Genomic DNA, 17,282 nt, shown 5'->3' with positions numbered 1-17,282 from the left:
CATTGCACCAAGGCAAATACGGTAATAGTTACCCGTTACAATGCACGACGTGATACACTTGTGCCCGTTTCACGTTAACGCCAATTAAAGCGCCGAGTAAAGCGATTGCCGATATTGTTGGCTAGCCACAGACCTGAATGTAATAGATGTTAGTAAAGTACACAGAGCAATGCCGATTTAACGCAACCAATGGTTTATTAACCACTGGTGAGTGTACGCGTAAACACACTGGCTTCAGTTGGCGATTAACCCGATTGGTGTGTAACTTAACCCTATTGGCATTAACTGCCTTCGTAGCAAATGCAGCACTAAGTGCTCCAGTGTCCCCCTTGGCTCGCTCAATCAGCTCCGCAAGCAGTGCCCTTGACATCAAACAGTGGTCACACCCGATTGAGTTGGCAAGTAGCGAGCAATCTACGCCACTACTTCTGGCGCCTACAAACAAATTTCACAACGCTAGTGAACATACTAATTTGTCGCGCCTTGAGCTGTATTCTCAACATCGAAAATGGCTTCATCAAGCCAATTGGCTTTGGCAAACTCAGCAAAACATAACCCGTTCATTACCTATCTACTCTGCCTTGTCTAAGTCGCCTTTTAACGATATTCAAGTGGCGAGTTTAGTTAAACGCGTACAGCTTAGTTTGCTAAGTGGTAACTCTTTTGCTGGATATTCGGCATTAACCAAACTGATTGAGCTTAATGAAAGTGAGTTAACACCGCATCAGCGCAATGATATGTACAGTGCGATCAGCTTTTTTTTGTTGCGCAACGGCAACGTTGACGGCGCTAAATTATATCAAAGTCTGCTCGATCGAGCCTTGTTCAATCAACAAGAGCAATGTCAAAAGCAAGTGTTTATTGACCTTATCGATATGCATTTTTCCTTTAACGACTACAACCAACGACGCATTCACGACCTTGCTGAACACTGTGTTGCTCTTGGTGAACTGAGTTTTACCACATTGCTGGTTACCGATGCGGCGCGAATATTTAACGCTCACGGGTTAACCGAACAAGCTTTGGCGTTACTCAAACATTATAAATTGGTCATCTTTAACCAACCTCTAAAAACACTGCATCTGAGTTATTACCTACAAATGACCGAAATATATCAGCAACGCCAGCTGATTGACGATGCAAAAGACGTCGCCGATAATGCGTGGCAAACAATTAAGTCAATGCCTTTGCTGCCATTTACCGGAGAGTACGCACTTGAGCGCTTAGCTAATTTTGCTTATCAGCACCAGCAATATGACAAAGCACTTAGCATTCAAAATCTTTACCTTACAACGCAACAAGACGAGTTAGATATTGATTTGCAACGGCAACGACAACTGAGCAACGTCATGCTTAATATCAACGCCTTGAAGATTATTGAGCAACGCAAGGCCAATGACTTACTGGCTACCCGTGAAGAGGTTGAACGCCAGTCGTCGCTGTTACACCACCTTAATTCGACCATGCTCTATTGGGGAGTAACCTTTGTGGTGATCGCGCTCCTTTCGCTGCTGGTGTTTAGTCGACAAATGCATATCCGCCAATTAATCTTGCAACAGCGAAATGCTTGGACACGAGATCCACTTACCAAGCTATTATCTAGACACTACGTGTATCAAGAGGTTGCTCACATAGATGTGAATGACCCAAATCAAAGTGTACACTACGCCGGTATGCAATTGAGATTACAGGGCTTGCGTCGACTGAACGAAACGCACGGTTATCAAAAAGGCGATGAACTCCTTATCCAAGTTGGTAAGTTACTGGCTAAATATACCGATAATAAACACCATATTGCCCGTGCCGGAAGTAATGAGTTTATCTTGGTGCGCTATGATATTTTAACGGCATCGATGCACGGTATTGCGCGAGCTGTTGAACAACAGTTTTATCAGCTACTTGAAAAACTTGGTTATAGCAAAAGTGATGTAACACTATACATAGGCATCAGTGACAGTGTGCAAAGTAACTCAAGTGCCAAGTACTTTTTCACCGACATGAATATGGCCGTTAGCCGAGCACAATGGCCCGAAGCAAAAAGTAATATCGCCTTGTTCAGCGCCGATTGGACCGAGCGTCATACGTTCACGCGAAATAAGGGACTATGACGATGCTTCAATATACCTCTATGATTCGTTTTTTCTGTCGTTCGCCGGTGATATTTTGCTCTGCTAGCGGCTACAACACATTGGCTAAGTTAGCCCTGTTCGCACTATTGAGTATAGTGCTAGCCTTTAATGTGTCAGCAAATAGCCCGATAAAGAATCTTATCTATCAAGAACAAATCGATGATTTAATTCACGAAGCGCTTGACGTGCGCAGTAGCGATGTAAGTCGCAGTGAGGCATTGTTACAGCGCATTGAAAACAATCTAAATCGAATGACGCAGCGACAAACAGAGCAGTATTACTTCCTCAAAGCGTATCACTTGTCTATTAACGCACAATACGATCAAGCCATCGCCATGCACGCGCGTAATACCGCGTCAAATGACCCCTACTTTCGCTTGCGCGCCAACGCGAAAATGCTGCGACTGCACTTGCTACAAGAAGACTACCGTATGGCAACGGCTATGTATATGACGGCAAAACAGTCAATGGCGTCAATCAAGCACCGCAACGGTATTTATGTCAATGCAATAACGACGTTCATGATGTTTTACAACGATGTGCATCAGTATCAGCAAGCGCTTGATATCTATGAACAGTTATTTACAACCGACGGGGAATTGCCGACCGTTAGACAAATGTGCTTTTTAAATCGAGAGCGCATTAAATCATCCTATGCCTTGAAAAAAATCAACAACATTGAAGCCACTTTCGACGAGGCAATGCAGCTTTGCTCGTTAGCCAATGAGCCACTAGTAAGCCACCAATTAACATGGATGCACGCTAACATGTACCTTGATCAAGGCAACCTGAATCAAGCCTATCAACTATTGGCGAGCTCATGGCCAGACGTACAGCAAGCAGCTTTTAACTTAAATATATTGCGTTATGCCACGGTTATGGCCGAAGTAAACAGCCAGTTTGGCAATCGACGTGAGGCGCAAATATTTGTTGATACCGTTCTTAACTACCGCTCGAAATACGGTAACCATCCATTGTTATTACGCGCTTTAAAAGTAGATGTGCAATTAGCGGATAACTTAACCGCGAAACAGCGCTTTGAAAGGCAACAGCAACTGTTGATGTTTAAACGCCAGGTACTGAGTAAAGAAAATGAAAAGGCGCTTTTGTATCAAGCCATAAGCCACTCTATTGAAAAGTCGTGGGTTGCTGTTGACAGCTACCTGCAACGCAATGAAAGCGAACGGCAACTGGCCAATAATATAAGCTTACACGTTTGGGGCGGTTATCTCTTTACCGCAATCATGGTGATCGCCGTAATTGCCTCGTTCAAATACATCGCCTGGTTGCTAAGACTTAACCGCATTGCCCGTGCTCGCTTAAGACAGAGCAAGCGGCGCGCTAACTATTCCAATGTAACCAGTGCACTGTTGAGAGACGCATTTATCGAACGCGCCGAGCAACAGTTACAGGTCGCCAAGCAAGGTCAAGAAAATGTCAGCTTAGTGGTGGTAAATATTGATATGTTTCGTCGTATTTTCCATATGCACGGTATGGATATTAGCGATAGGCTATTGCGCTTTACCGTCAAGCGCATGCGTCATCACTTTGGTGGTAACGCCCTAATCGGCGAGTTGGGCAATGACCAATTTGCGGCATTGTTAGTCAATAGCGATGCCGAGCAAGTGAGTGTTCTGGCTGAACAATTACGCCAAGATGCATTAGATAGCAGTACCACAGCAGTGGCGGGATTTAAACTAGAACTCACTATTAGCTCTGGGATTAGCGACAACCAAATTAGCGGCTATCAACTGCAAGACATGCTTAGCCACGCAGAAAAGGCGCTTCATCACGCCAAGTTACAATGGGGTAATATCTCGCTTGTCTACGCCGACGACATGATCGAGCCAACGCAAAGCTACACTCAAGGCATTAAGGAATACATTAAGCGCCAGCGGTATTTACTCAATTAACGTGAGTTTTGGCGCAAGCTGTTCGCACTAACCATTGGCGATGTTACTCGCCATGTAGCTCTCCACAATAAGTGCTGCTGACATACAATCTATGTTGTCTTTTTGTAGGTTGCGAAACCCACCGTCACTAAATAACTGCTCTTTGGCATCGGCTGTCGTTAGCCGTTCGTCTTGTAATTCAACGATAACGCCAAAGCGCCCGTGCAAGCGATTGGCAAACTTTTTCACTCGGGCAGTCAGAGGTTGCTCCGAGCCATCCATGTTTAACGGTAGCCCAACCACCAGTAAATCAGGCTGCCACTCTTTCAACAGCTTTTCGATATCATCCCAGTTTGGGATGCCATCGCGGGCTTTTATCGCTTTTAAACCTCGTGCACTTTGTGTAATTTCTTGGCCTATCGCCACACCGATATGGCGCGTGCCAAAATCAAACCCCATCAAGGTTCGATTGCCGCTCTGTTTAGTCATAAGTAAATTACATTCTTGTTCATCGCTTAATTAGAGCTGAGAGTATAACCGAATAAAGCAGACAATGCTCTAGCAGAGCGATGGCACCGCGACAGCTTTCTGCTCTTAGCTTCCCCCTCACAGCTTTTTCCCTTACAGCTTTTTCCTCTTACAGCTTTTTCCCTTACAGCTTTTTCCCTTACAGCTTATAGCTTCCTTCTTACAGCTTGCAGCTTGCAGCTTCCCCCTTTTAGCTAGACTGAGCACAAAAAAAAGGACCTATACAAGATAGATCCTTTGATTAGGGTAAGCGCCGCCCAGTTGTTACCCAACCGGCGAGCTATAGATTACTCCGACAATGGTCGCATGTGCGGGAATAATATCACATCTTTGATCGTTGGCGAGTCTGTAAACAGCATCACCAAACGGTCAATACCGATACCTTCACCCGCAGTAGGTGGCAAACCGTATTCTAACGCGGTAATGTAATCTTCATCAAAGTGCATCGCTTCATCATCACCCGCATCTTTTTCTTCAACCTGCTTTCTAAAGCGAGCGGCTTGGTCTTCGGCATCATTTAGCTCACTAAAGCCGTTAGCAAGCTCGCGTCCGCCAACGAAAAACTCAAAGCGGTCAGTAATAAACGGGTTGTCGTCGTTGCGACGCGCCAATGGCGATACTTCCCATGGGTACTCTGTAATGAAGGTCGGCTGATCTAAGCGATGCTCTGCCACTTCTTCAAAAATTTCACACAAGTACTTACCTGGGCCCCAAACGTTTTCACCTTCTGGCTCTTTAACGCCTACTTGCTTGGCAATCGCACGTAATTCATCAAAGCGGTTTTCAGGATCGCGGATCACCGCTTCATCTAGTTCTGGCGCGTACTTTATAATCGCATCCATCATCGACAAGCGCGCAAATGGCTTACCAAAGTCGTAGAATTTTTCTTCAACCACCTCGCCGTCAGCGTTTTTAACCGTGTTGCGAATCACTGCATCGCCTAGGATGTCTTCGGCAAGTGTGCGCAGCATTTCCTCGGTCAAGTTCATTAAGTCTTGGTATGTCGCATACGCCTGATAGAATTCTATCATCGTAAATTCTGGGTTGTGACGCGTTGAAAGACCTTCGTTGCGGAAATTGCGGTTAATTTCAAAAACGCGTTCAAAACCACCGACCACGAGACGCTTGAGATATAGCTCTGGTGCAATGCGTAAGAACATTTCAATATCAAGAGCATTGTGGAATGTTTCAAACGGCTTCGCGGTCGCACCACCAGGGATGGTCTGCAACATCGGCGTTTCAACTTCCATAAAATTACGCTCAGTTAAAAACTTGCGAATGCCGTTGACGATTTTTGAGCGAATTTCGAACGTGTTACGCGTCTCTTGATTGATAATCAAGTCGACGTAACGCTGACGGTACTTCATTTCTTGATCAGACAAACCGTGGTATTTTTCTGGTAATGGACGCAATGACTTAGTTAATAGCTGATAGTCTTGCATATTAACGTACAAATCACCTTTACCTGATTTGCTAAGCTCGCCCGTCACACCAATGATATCGCCGATATCCAAAACGCCCCAACGCGCTTTAATATCTTTTTGTACCTGTTTGTCGGCGTAGGCTTGAATGCGACCCGACATGTCCTGTAATACTAAAAATGGGCCACGTTTAGCCATAACGCGACCTGCAACACTGAACACTAACTTGTCTTGTTCAAGTTGCTCTTTGTCTTTGTGACCGTGAGCAGCTTGAATATCGCCAGCGTAGTGCTCGCGAACAAAGTCATTTGGGTGACCGTTAGCGGCACAGTTAGCGCGAATATTTTCTAACTTACTGCGACGTTCAGCGATCAATTTGTTTTCGTCTTTCACTTGTTCTGTCATTGTCATTTCTCGTAAATTACAGGCCAGATTTTAAACTGGCTTCAATAAATGGATCCAAACCACCGTCGAGTACCGCTTGGGTATTGCGCGACTCAACGCCGGTTCGTAAATCTTTTATCCGACTGTCATCAAGCACATAAGAGCGAATTTGACTACCCCAGCCAATATCCGACTTACCTTCTTCTAGCGCTTGCTTGTCTTCGTTTTGCTTTTGAATTTCTAACTCATAAAGCTTAGCTTGTAGCATTTTCATTGCTTGCGCTTTGTTTTTGTGTTGTGAGCGATCGTTTTGGCACTGCACCACAACCCCGGTTGGTTCGTGGGTAATGCGAATGGCCGAGTCGGTTTTATTAACGTGCTGACCACCGGCGCCAGAGGCTCTAAACGTATCTATGCGCAAGTCTGCTGGATTGATATCAATATCAATATTGTCATCTATTTCTGGGTACACAAACGCAGAAGCAAACGAGGTATGACGACGCGCATTAGAGTCAAATGGAGATTTGCGTACCAGTCGGTGTACGCCTGTTTCCGTGCGCAACCAGCCGTAGGCGTATTCACCGCTAAAGCGGATGGTACAGCCTTTAATGCCAGCGACATCACCGTCGGTTTCTTCCATCACTTCCACTTTAAAGCCGTGAGCTTCTCCCCAACGCAGATACATGCGCATTAGCATATTTGCCCAGTCCTGCGCTTCGGTGCCACCAGAGCCTGCTTGAATGTCGAGATAACAATCGTTTTCATCTTGTTCGCCTGAAAACATCCGGCGAAACTCGAGTTTTGCCAATTGTTGCTCTAATCCTTCAAGCTCAGCCGTTGCTTCGGTCAACGTTTCTTCATCGTCTTCTTCAACCGCTAACTCCACTAGCCCTTCAATGTCTTCACACCCTGCATCCATATCATCAATGGTTTTCACCACCAATTCCAACGCACTGCGCTCTTTACCCAACGCTTGAGCTCGGTCGGGTTCGTTCCAAACATCGGGCTGCTCTAGCTCGCGGTTTACTTCGGTTAAGCGCTCTGCTTTTTGCTCATAATCCAAATATGAGCGAAGCACAGAGGTACGCTCGCGAATATCCTTAATTTGGTTAAGTATAGGATTGATTTCAAACATCAAAAGTTACAAAAGTCGCATGATAAATAGTAATCGCGCATTGTATCTTATCTAAGCCGCAGAATACAGACAGCGAGCGCGTTTTCGGCAAAAAAGTAAAAAAAAAAGCGCCTTGTGATTAGGCGCTTTCGATGTGTTCAACCAACAGCTGTAGACTCTGCTTTTGCCGAAATTCATTCACATCGAGTTTGTACGCCATGTGCACCCACTGACAGTTGGGGTTTGGCCATTTTTGTAAGTCGACGTTAAAGGCGATAGCATCAATAGCTAAGTCACCCTGTTGTACCACCATTTTAAGGTGCTTATCGCCAACAATGCGTTGCTGTAAAACCGCAAACGTGTTGTCAAATACCGGCTCAGGGAAACTCTGCCCCCATGGACCTGCATTTTTCAATAATTCAGCAAATGCTAAATTAAAACAGTCTGTTGATAACTCGCCGTCAGACAGAATCACGCCTTGCAACAGATCATCGGTTAGCTGGGCTGACGCATACTGATTAAACAACTGTTGAAATTGCTCAAAATCTTGCTCACCAATGGTTAATCCCGCCGCCATCGCATGCCCGCCAAATTTAACAATCAAATTGGGGTGTTGGCTATCAATATGCTCCAATAAATCGCGAATATGCAAACCGACGATAGAACGCGCAGAGCCTTTTATAAACCCATCATCGCCTTGGGCAAAAACAATGGTTGGACGGTGATATTTTTCTTTTATTCGACCAGCAACAATGCCGATAACCCCTTGGTGCCAGTCATCTTGATACAGTGCTAACGCACTGGGTAAACTGTCCTTGGTAAAGTTTAATTGTTGTAAGATTTGCTCCGCTTCGACTTGCATACCGCGCTCTATTTGGCGACGCTCTTGGTTTAAGTCGTCTAACTGAGCGGCAATCATTCGCGCTTGATACATATCGGTTGCGAGTAAACAGCGAATGCCAAGACTCATATCGTCAAGTCGCCCCGCCGCATTAAGCCTTGGCCCTAGGCCAAATCCAAAGTCACTGGCGCAAAGTTTGCGTTGGTTTTTGCCCGCGATTTCAATTAGTGCCTGAATACCAGGACGAGTCGCGCCATGGCGAATTCTCTTTAACCCTTGCGCGACCAAAATCCGGTTATTGTGATCAAGGCTGACCACATCAGCAACCGTACCTAACGCCACCAAATCAAGTAATTGCGCGAGGTTGGGTTCGGCTAGCTGATGCTCACTAAAGTAGTTTTCTTTGCGCATCAATTGACGCACCATTAGCATCAAATAAAACGCAACGCCAACGCCGGCAAGCGCTTTGGATGGAAATTCACAACCGTGTTGATTCGGGTTTACGATAGCGTCAGCATTGGGCGCTTTATCACTGGGTAAGTGGTGATCTGTGACAATAACCGTACAGCCGTGTTGTTTGGCGCGGTCAACACCCTGATGACAACTGATGCCATTGTCAACGGTAACGATGACCTCAGCCCCAGCTTGAGCAGCAAGATCGCTGATCTCTGGCGTAAGCCCATAACCGTATTCAAATCGGTTCGGTACAATAAAATCGTGGTTAGTCGAGCCAAGTAAGCGCAAACCGTCCATCATTAATGCGGTACTGGTTGCGCCATCGGCATCAAAGTCGCCAACAATGACGATGCGTTGATTGGCGCGAATCGCGTCGATTAACAATGAGGCAGCCTGCTCAATGCCCTTTAACAAGCTTGGCGCCAACATACGAGGCAATTCATGTTCGAGTTGTTCGCTACTAACGATGCCGCGACTGGCATAAACCTGTGCCAAAATGGGGTGTAAATGCTCACCAAAGCTGCTCTCTTTTGGCGCGCGGCGGCGAATTGTTTTATCCATATATGTCCAATCAAGATAACCGATGTGGGGAATATTAACTCAGGCAAGAATAGCCTGATTTTAGCTCAAAAAGAAGGGGCTAATTGCCCCTTCCTGTTAATTAGCTACGTTGTTTATCCAGTAGCGCTTTCAGCTCTTCAGGCGACCTATAACCGGGGACCATAGTACCGTTTTCCAACATAATAGCAGGTGTCCCTGACACCCCGATTTTACGACCAAATTGGTATTGTTCAGCAACGGGTTGATCACACACTTTTTGAGCGATTTGAGCACCGCCCTTAGCGCGAGTCATTGCCGACTGTTGGTCTTCACTGCACCAGACGCTGCGAATGTCGTTGTAAGACGGGCTATTTAAACCACCTCGAGGAAATGCCAAATAACGAACCGTAATGCCTGCTTCGTTGTATTGTTGCATTTGATTGTGTAAGCGACGACAGTAGCCACAAGTAAGATCGGTAAAGATGGTCACCTGGTACTTTTCATCCGCCGCAGGAAATACAATCATCGAGTCGTTAAATTGTTTCATCCCATCAATGCGTTTAGCGGCCAAACTGTTTTCCGTTAATGACACAATACCCTGCTCTTGCAACTGATACACCTTGCCCTGAATCAAAAACTGGCCGTCTTTTGACGCATAAAACAAGCCTTGCGGTGTGAAGACTTCGTACAAGCCATCGACTTTAGACGGGGTTACCGACTCTACGCTTAGGCCGACTTTATCGAATTGTTTACTGATTTGTTCATTGTCTGCATGTGCTGTCAACGACAACATCAAGGCAGATACAAACAACACTACTTTTTTAATACTTTTCATTGGAAAAACCTTACAACTAAAATCTCACGGATAGATGACCAATACGTATCCCACCAACAGTCCCGTCTACAAAAGACGTTGTTGAGGCATTCTACGTTGTTATTCAACGTTTAGCTCAGCCAACGGTTTATCACGTCACCTATATCAATTTATCGGTCTTGCATTATCATCAGCTTGGCTATGTGTTCCTCTTGCGAAGGACTAATTGTGCCAACCGATGTAACGGCATTTTTTTTAAGTGCCCGTAAAACTACTTGCCTTCACATCTAAATGCAAGCAAAACCAACAATCTATGCGCGGCTTTGGCTAAAATAACAACCACCGCATGGGCACTCGCTTTGACTTTATTTACAGCCCATGCTGTTGCAGCGGTGCGCGAGCCTATCAGGCAATAGCTTTGCCAGTGAAGCAATCTATTTAGTATAGCCATAGATTGATCATTCACCGCGCCATCGCGTTGCCAACTTGGACGCAATGGCGATTAGTGTAATTATCTGTTGCTAACATAGGATCTTAGCTAAATTTAAGGTAGAATCGCGCCTCTGTTAAATAAGGTACTGGTTAACGATGAAAATTGGCTTGTTTTACGGCTCGACAACCTGTTACACCGAAATGGCGGCTGAAAAAATTCAGGCCACATTAGGGGCAGATCTGGTCGATATACACAACATTAAAGATATCCCCCTTAACCAATGCGAACAATACGACATACTCATTTTTGGTATTTCAACGTGGGATTTTGGTGAATTACAAGAAGATTGGGAATCAAAGTGGGATGATGCTGCGGCGTTAAATCTAAACGGCAAAGTGGTGGCTCTATTTGGTCTTGGCGATCAAGAAGGCTATGGCCAGTGGTTTCAAGACGCGCTTGGCATGTTACACGATGTGGTTATTAGCTGTGGCGCTGAAATTATTGGCTACTGGCCAAATCAAGGGTATCAGTTTAGCGACTCAAAGGCGTTAACCGATGACTCAGAGTACTTTGTTGGTCTCGCATTAGATGATGAAACTCAATACAACCACACCGACGAACGCATAGGTCAATGGTGTGAGCAAATCTTGGGCGAACTACAACAAATTCTCGACGAAAATTAATATGAGTTGGGCAAATATCAATATCCACTGGAGATATTTACCCAACAAGGTCAATCACAAAAATTACGATATACTTGTAAAACAAATACCCATAGTGGTCTAAGGTCTTCCCTTTTATGTTTGCACAATTTGATCTCGATGATGCGTTAGTTGGCGGCTGCGATAAAGCAGGCTTCAAAAAGCCTACATCTATTCAACAGTTAGTTTTACCCGAAGCGATGGCAGGTAAAGATGTTCTCGCCTCGGCGCCAACAGGCACGGGTAAAACCGCGGCGTTTATCTTGCCGTGTGCCCAGCACTTACTCGATTACCCGCGCACTAAGCCGGGCTTTCCTCGCGTACTAATTTTGGCTCCGACGCGTGAATTAGCAACGCAAATTTTCGAACAAGCCAAGCTGTTAACGCAATTAACCGACATAAAAATAGGCTTGATTACCGGCGGTGTTAATTACGGCTCGCACAAAGAAATTTTAACCAAAACGACCGATATCTTAATTGCGACGCCAGGGCGTTTACTCGAGTACATTGAAAATGAGCAATTTGATGCGCGTGAAGTTGAGATTTTAGTCCTCGATGAAGCCGATCGCATGCTCGACATGGGCTTTAGTGAAAATATTCACCGCATCGCAGGCGAAGCGAGATGGCGTAAACAGTCGCTGCTGTTTTCGGCAACATTAGCGGGTGCAGGTATTATTCGTTTTGCCAAAGAAATCTTAGACGAACCGGTATATCTCGAATCAGACCCTTCGCGCAAAGAAAAAGCCAAAACGCATCAGTGGATCCACTTAGCTGACAACAAGCAGCACAAGGTTGATTTATTGATTGCTGCGCTTAAAGATGAGTCAGTCAAACGAGCAGTAATTTTTGCCAATAAACGAGAAACTGTGCAGTTTTTATCAGGCAAGTTACAAGGCGAAGGTTTGGCCAACGCTTGGCTTGAGGGTGAAATGCCGCAAGATAAACGCAACAATGCCGTTGCGCGAGTAAAAAATGGTGAAGTCAATATTTTAGTGGCTACCGACGTTGCTGCACGAGGACTTGATATTGATGATGTGACCCATGTCATTAACTTTGATTTACCGCGCAAAGCCGATATCTACGTGCACCGCATTGGCCGCACCGGTCGCGCTGGAAAAAAAGGCACCGCGATATCACTCGTTGAAGCGCATGACATGGCGTACTTAGGCAAGATTGAGCGCTTCACCGACCAGCGTTTGCAACGCCGTGTCATCGAAGGCTTGCGACCGCTGCACAAAGAAGCACGCATCCCGACTAAAACCAAGAGCAAAGCCAAGGCTAAGGTTAAAAAGAACGCAGGCTTAACCCGCCAGCAAAAGTTGGCCAAGAAACGCAAAAAAGACAAAAAAGCACGTAAAAAGGCAAGCAAGGCGTAACGCTAAGTTCGCCGATATGAGACGTTTAAAAAAGCGACCTACTGCATAGCATTAGGTCGCTTTTTTTTAGCTCGATTAGCGCACTTTGTTGTTTAGGTTGTTGTATTTGTACCACACCAACTTATCAGTAAATCACGCAATCACAAGCTGGCAGACGGCTTAACCGATAAATAGGTTTAATCAAATAATTTACCTAACTTTTTCTTCAGCTTGTCTTCTAGTTTTTGCTTCTGACTATCGGTTACCTTAGTTTCTAACAACTGGGTTAATGCGGTATCTGTATCGGCTAGCAGTGTGTCTAGCTGAGCAAGTGACGCTGCTTGCTCATTTGATAGCGATAATGCCCCTGCGGTCTTATCTTGTAACCCCTGCTGTAATCTTGCTTGAAACGCTGTTAGCTCAGTTTGCAGTTGATTGTTCACCGATTTTGCAATGACATTATCCAAGTCGGATGTCACTCGCATCGTCGGCGCATCAAGCTCACCAGTCAATGTTACCTCGGTGCTAAAGCGATTAACTTGTTGCAGCGTATTGAGCAGTGTTTGCCCGATCTTATTGGTTGCACTGCCGGCATAACTCACCTCTGTCAACGTCAGCTCACTGCTGCTGTTGATACCTGTTTGATTGATTGAAAAGTCGCCTTGGCCCTGCATCAGAGCGTCTTGTAAACTGAGCGAAAATGCGTCTTGCTGTCTGAGTATCAATTCGTTTATTGGTAGTTTAGCAAACTGGTAATCGCCAAAAAAATCGACCTTGTTAGTACCGTTAAACAAACTCGCTTTGAGGTTGGCCGAGCCTTCACCGAGCAATTGTGTGGCATCGACTGTCAATTGCGTAGGTTGATTGCGCAACCAATGCTGACTCGTTAGCTCAGTAATATTGATATCAAAGCTACCTTGTAATAACACCACTTCTAGATTGGCCTTTTTAACCAACCAATTCGGTAAAGGCGTATCCTCGCTAAAGTGAACATAGCGACCAACCGATGTGGGAACGACAGATTGTTGCGTGTTTTCACTGGCGATAAGCGGGGCCGCTTTTTGATACAAATCAACCGCTGTTTGATAATAACTACGCGCTTGCTCACCAAACAAAATATGAACAAAGTCAGCGCTATCAATAACATCTAACTGATAAGTGCTTTTCAACTGTTGCCAATCATTCGCCGGTGCATTTTTCACCTGTACCAAAGCTTCGCTTAGCTCTCGTTTGGCGTCTTTCACCTGCTGCTTGGCACTGCTTATTGCGCTTTTATCTCGTTTTATTTGACTTTTAAGTTGCTCGAGTTGTTGTTGAATGCGCTGTGCATCACTGACTGACTTTACGTCACTATCAACGAGTTGCTTAATATCTTGCTGGTACGAAGCCAAGGTTTGTTTATCTGGCAGTTGCTGAGGTATCAATGTCAGCATTTGCTGCTGTTGTTGATAAACTTGCTCAAGCTGACGACTTGCCTTTACGGTTTGTAAATCACTGTTGTTTAACAGTTGTTGAATATTTGGTAGTTGTAGATCGATTGCTGGAAGCTGTTGCCTTACATACTCTTTCGATGACTCAACAACACCGATATCAGCATCTCGATAGACCTTACCAGGCTTAGCACGTTCAGTATTAAAGGCCACTGAGCGAGCAACCAACTCATCGACAATGATCCGACCAAATAGGTACTGCCACCAGTCAACTGTCGCTGATACCTGTTTGGCAACGACTACATTGCGCTGTGGTTGAGTGTTGTCAGTTATCGCCAAATCGCTTATTGAAACGGTTAACGGGTGATAGCTAATATCCACATCAGCAACATTAACTTCCGCGCCAAAATACCACGCACCTGTTTTTTCAATTGATAACTTAACTAAGCTGGGAGCGGCAACAAATAAAATCAGTAACAACAAGGCCACTACAGCGATGAACCCCAATAGCCCTTGCCAGCGAAAATAACGCGACATTACAGTACTCCTTATGAGTTAAGTCCTTGGTAAATTTGATAAAAGCGTGAGCCTTTTAACATGCGTATTAATTTAAATCGATCGACAAATGCCTTCATGTGTTGACGATAGCGCTGCACCAGCACCTTGCTCAACAGATACACCGGTATGAACAACACCACGCCAATCAGCAGCGCCCCTAACGTCAGGGTGTGGTGTAGACTGGCCAATTTAAATAAATCGTATTGGTAAAGCCCCTGCCAAAACACCTGCAATGACGGTTGGGTCAGTAACGCCTCTCCTACCAGAGCAAATACTGGGCCGAATGCAAGCGACAACAAAGAAAAGCAAGCCACCGATAAAAAGAACGCCGACAAGTTTATGCGCAATACAAACGCCACCAAAAGTAGTATCAGATTGTGTAAGCTGTAGGTGGGTGTGAGTCCAACAACCATACCGAGTGCTATTGCTAGGGCGATTTGAGCTGTTGAACTTTCCGAGTTTAATGCTTTAAACAATTTAGCAAGCATCGTGAGCATAAACATTCCTTATTAGTAAGTTGCGCCGCATATTCCCGACTGTTTAGAGATAGTGTATTAGCGGATAAAAAGTGCGCTAGCCGTTTCCTAATTGAGTTGCCGTGGTATAAGAGTACAACGGAGCAAATTGGTCTCGTTAGCGCCAATTGTTAGCGGCAAAGGCCTAGAGTCGACCTTATGCGGTTAATTTTCGGGTAAACACCGGCTCTAGTTCAGTCGACATCGCTTCGTTGTATTGGTAACCATCGACATCAAACTGCTTTAGTTGTTCTATATCGGTGAGCTCATGCTCAATAATAAATCGAGCCATCAAACCTCTTGCTTTCTTAGCGTAAAAGCTGATCATCTTGTATTGGCCATTTTTCCAGTCTTTAAAGGCTGGGGTAATAATTTTACCACCCAGTTGCTTTTTCTTGACCGACTTAAAATATTCATTTGACGCGAGGTTAATCAGCACCTCATCACCTTGCTCTGCCAATGCTTGGTTTAATTTATCGGTGATAATGTCTCCCCAGAACTGATAGAGATTCGCGCCGCGTTCATTGTCTAATTTGGTACCCATTTCTAAGCGGTAGGCTTGCATTAAGTCGAGTGGTTTTAACAACCCATATAACCCTGACAAAATGCGCATGTGCTGCTGGGCAAAGGCAAAGTTTTTATCGGTAAATGTTGGCGCATCAAGTCCGGTGTACACATCGCCATTAAATGCGAGAACCGCAGGGCGAGCGTTATCTGGGGTGAAAGGCTGTGACCACTCGGCAAATCGCGCTGCGTTTAGACCAGCAAGCTTATCGGAGATACTCATTAGCGAGCCTATTTCAGCTGGTGTTAATTGAATACAGCGATCGATCAACAGTTGGCTGTGCTCTAATAACTCTGGTTGGCTATACTTATCGGTAGCCAATGGTGATTCATAATCTAAATTTTTCGCAGGTGATACTACAATTAACATGATTTACTCTGTATGTGAGTGACAAATTGTTAGCTACGACTATAACAGCTAACCCCTAATAAAATAACAGCACAGGCGATAAATACTTTACCGGTGCAACGTAAGCTTCGGTTTATTATACGTTTTACGTATTAATTGTAAAAACTAGATCTAGAGTACGTTGAAGTTTTTTGTTAATTTTAACTAACCAACTTGTTTTATGTAGCGCTATAACGCGACGCATAAGTTTAGAATGTATAAAAAGGAACGCGATATTTATGACCTCTCAATTAGAGCAACTAAAAACGATGACCACCGTAGTTGCTGATACGGGTGATGTGGGTGCGATAGCTAAGTTCAAGCCAATAGACGCCACAACTAACCCTTCACTGCTGTTGAAAGCCGCGGCCTTAGATGAATATCAGCCTTTATTGAGCAAGGCGGTTGAATACGCGAAGTCGCAGTCTAGCAATAAAGAACAGCAACTAATCGATGCGGCAGATATGCTATCTGTGCTGATCGGTATTGAAATTTTAAAAGAAATTCCCGGTCGTATTTCTACTGAAGTTGACGCCAGATTGTCGTTTGATACGCAAGCAACCATTGCAAAAGCGCAACGACTGATCGATTTGTATCAGCAGCAAGGTGTCAGCAAAGATCGCATCTTGATCAAGATGGCTTCAACCTGGGAAGGGATTCGCGCCGCGGAAATACTCGAACAACAAGGTATCAAGTGTAACTTGACCCTGCTGTTTAGCTTTGCTCAAGCACAAGCATGTGCGGAAGCTGGCGTGTACTTAATCTCGCCATTTGTCGGTCGTATTCTCGACTGGTATAAGAAAGCCGAAGGCCGTGACAGCTATCCAGCCACCGAAGATCCCGGTGTTGTTTCGGTTACTCAAATCTACCAATATTACAAGCAACACAGCTACGATACCGTGGTTATGGGCGCCAGCTTTCGCAACGTTGATGAAATTCTCGAATTGGCCGGTTGCGATCGGTTAACCATTAGCCCGCAATTACTCGCTGAACTCGAGCAAAGTACCGCCCCAGTTGTGCGCAAACTCGAACCGGGAGCACTGAGCAACGACAGGCCGCCGGCGATTAGTGAAGCTGAATTTCGCTGGCAAATGAACGAAGATGCAATGGCTACTGAAAAACTCGCTGAAGGTATTCGCGGCTTTACGGCCGATCAAATAACCTTAGAAGAACAATTGAGTAAACGGCTGTAAATCGCCCTAATATCGAGTGACAAACA

13 protein-coding genes are annotated in these 17,282 nt (G+C 45.1%); 5 read left to right on the top strand and 8 right to left on the bottom strand.

What is annotated here, in order from left to right; translation table 11 throughout:
• Window positions 1–146 precede the first annotated feature (146 nt).
• Both ACAY30_RS04065 and ACAY30_RS04060 read left to right on the top strand, forming a co-directional pair.
• Entirely contained in the window at window positions 147–2,108 is a 1,962-nt protein-coding gene (locus ACAY30_RS04065) for a diguanylate cyclase domain-containing protein (protein ID WP_290250716.1), read from the top strand.
• Between the two features lie 2 nt (window positions 2,109–2,110).
• Window positions 2,111–4,042: a GGDEF domain-containing protein gene (locus ACAY30_RS04060; protein ID WP_290250717.1), complete on the top strand. Its 1,932-nt coding sequence runs from the start codon at window positions 2,111–2,113 to the stop codon at window positions 4,040–4,042.
• Window positions 4,043–4,069: 27 nt separating this feature from the next.
• Here the strand turns inward: ACAY30_RS04060 and ruvX are convergent, their stop codons facing one another.
• From ruvX to dsbC, 5 genes are all read right to left on the bottom strand, one after another.
• Entirely contained in the window at window positions 4,070–4,510 is a 441-nt protein-coding gene (ruvX, locus tag ACAY30_RS04055) for a Holliday junction resolvase RuvX (RefSeq protein WP_290250718.1), read from the bottom strand.
• Window positions 4,511–4,836: 326 nt separating this feature from the next.
• Window positions 4,837–6,375 carry a lysine--tRNA ligase gene (gene lysS / locus ACAY30_RS04050; RefSeq protein ID WP_290250719.1) on the bottom strand — a complete coding sequence of 513 codons (1,539 nt, stop codon included), beginning with the start codon at window positions 6,373–6,375 and terminating at the stop codon, window positions 4,837–4,839.
• Window positions 6,376–6,391: 16 nt separating this feature from the next.
• Window positions 6,392–7,489 carry a peptide chain release factor 2 gene (prfB, locus tag ACAY30_RS04045; RefSeq protein WP_290250720.1) on the bottom strand — a complete coding sequence of 366 codons (1,098 nt, stop codon included), beginning with the start codon at window positions 7,487–7,489 and terminating at the stop codon, window positions 6,392–6,394.
• A 118-nt stretch (window positions 7,490–7,607) separates the two neighbouring features.
• Window positions 7,608–9,326: a single-stranded-DNA-specific exonuclease RecJ gene (gene recJ / locus ACAY30_RS04040; protein WP_290250721.1), complete on the bottom strand. Its 1,719-nt coding sequence runs from the start codon at window positions 9,324–9,326 to the stop codon at window positions 7,608–7,610.
• 100 nt (window positions 9,327–9,426) lie between these two features.
• Window positions 9,427–10,140 (bottom strand): bifunctional protein-disulfide isomerase/oxidoreductase DsbC, encoded by a 714-nt coding sequence (gene dsbC / locus ACAY30_RS04035; protein WP_290250722.1) that lies wholly within the window; start codon window positions 10,138–10,140, stop codon window positions 9,427–9,429.
• Window positions 10,141–10,707: 567 nt separating this feature from the next.
• Here dsbC and fldB point away from each other — a divergent pair.
• Both fldB and srmB read left to right on the top strand, forming a co-directional pair.
• Window positions 10,708–11,235: a flavodoxin FldB gene (gene fldB / locus ACAY30_RS04030; RefSeq protein ID WP_290250723.1), complete on the top strand. Its 528-nt coding sequence runs from the start codon at window positions 10,708–10,710 to the stop codon at window positions 11,233–11,235.
• A gap of 116 nt (window positions 11,236–11,351) precedes the next feature.
• A complete protein-coding gene (srmB, locus tag ACAY30_RS04025) occupies window positions 11,352–12,629 on the top strand; it encodes an ATP-dependent RNA helicase SrmB (protein ID WP_290250724.1) in 1,278 nt (425 codons plus the stop codon).
• Between the two features lie 176 nt (window positions 12,630–12,805).
• Here the strand turns inward: srmB and ACAY30_RS04020 are convergent, their stop codons facing one another.
• From ACAY30_RS04020 to yaaA, 3 genes are all read right to left on the bottom strand, one after another.
• Entirely contained in the window at window positions 12,806–14,575 is a 1,770-nt protein-coding gene (locus ACAY30_RS04020) for a TIGR03545 family protein (RefSeq protein ID WP_290250725.1), read from the bottom strand.
• Window positions 14,576–14,586: 11 nt separating this feature from the next.
• On the bottom strand, window positions 14,587–15,093 hold the full coding sequence (locus ACAY30_RS04015; RefSeq protein ID WP_290250726.1) for a TIGR03546 family protein: 507 nt from the start codon (window positions 15,091–15,093) through the stop codon (window positions 14,587–14,589).
• Window positions 15,094–15,268: 175 nt separating this feature from the next.
• Complete coding sequence (gene yaaA / locus ACAY30_RS04010; RefSeq protein WP_290250727.1) at window positions 15,269–16,045, bottom strand: peroxide stress protein YaaA; 777 nt, start codon at window positions 16,043–16,045, stop codon at window positions 15,269–15,271.
• A gap of 257 nt (window positions 16,046–16,302) precedes the next feature.
• Between yaaA and tal the strand changes: the two genes are divergently transcribed.
• A complete protein-coding gene (gene tal / locus ACAY30_RS04005) occupies window positions 16,303–17,256 on the top strand; it encodes a transaldolase (RefSeq protein ID WP_290250728.1) in 954 nt (317 codons plus the stop codon).
• Window positions 17,257–17,282: the final 26 nt, after the last annotated feature.

Source organism: Thalassotalea ponticola (assembly GCF_041379045.1).
In the GTDB taxonomy this organism is placed as follows: Bacteria; Pseudomonadota; Gammaproteobacteria; order Enterobacterales; family Alteromonadaceae; genus Thalassotalea_A; species Thalassotalea_A ponticola.
The sequence above is the reverse complement of the archived record's forward strand: the minus strand, read 5'-3'. Positions and strand labels throughout refer to the sequence as shown.

What these genes read in the sequence shown, in the direction of transcription:
- yaaA (WP_290250727.1), bottom strand. Translation starts at nt 16,045, where the DNA reads ATGTTAATTGTAGTATCACCTGCGAAAAATTTAGATTATGAATCACCA.
- ACAY30_RS04020 (WP_290250725.1), bottom strand. Translation starts at nt 14,575, where the DNA reads ATGTCGCGTTATTTTCGCTGGCAAGGGCTATTGGGGTTCATCGCTGTA.
- tal (WP_290250728.1), top strand. Translation starts at nt 16,303, where the DNA reads ATGACCTCTCAATTAGAGCAACTAAAAACGATGACCACCGTAGTTGCT.
- lysS (WP_290250719.1), bottom strand. Translation starts at nt 6,375, where the DNA reads ATGACAGAACAAGTGAAAGACGAAAACAAATTGATCGCTGAACGTCGC.
- prfB (WP_290250720.1), bottom strand. Translation starts at nt 7,489, where the DNA reads ATGTTTGAAATCAATCCTATACTTAACCAAATTAAGGATATTCGCGAG.
- ruvX (WP_290250718.1), bottom strand. Translation starts at nt 4,510, where the DNA reads ATGACTAAACAGAGCGGCAATCGAACCTTGATGGGGTTTGATTTTGGC.
- srmB (WP_290250724.1), top strand. Translation starts at nt 11,352, where the DNA reads ATGTTTGCACAATTTGATCTCGATGATGCGTTAGTTGGCGGCTGCGAT.
- ACAY30_RS04015 (WP_290250726.1), bottom strand. Translation starts at nt 15,093, where the DNA reads ATGCTCACGATGCTTGCTAAATTGTTTAAAGCATTAAACTCGGAAAGT.
- fldB (WP_290250723.1), top strand. Translation starts at nt 10,708, where the DNA reads ATGAAAATTGGCTTGTTTTACGGCTCGACAACCTGTTACACCGAAATG.
- dsbC (WP_290250722.1), bottom strand. Translation starts at nt 10,140, where the DNA reads ATGAAAAGTATTAAAAAAGTAGTGTTGTTTGTATCTGCCTTGATGTTG.
- ACAY30_RS04060 (WP_290250717.1), top strand. Translation starts at nt 2,111, where the DNA reads ATGCTTCAATATACCTCTATGATTCGTTTTTTCTGTCGTTCGCCGGTG.
- recJ (WP_290250721.1), bottom strand. Translation starts at nt 9,326, where the DNA reads ATGGATAAAACAATTCGCCGCCGCGCGCCAAAAGAGAGCAGCTTTGGT.
- ACAY30_RS04065 (WP_290250716.1), top strand. Translation starts at nt 147, where the DNA reads ATGTTAGTAAAGTACACAGAGCAATGCCGATTTAACGCAACCAATGGT.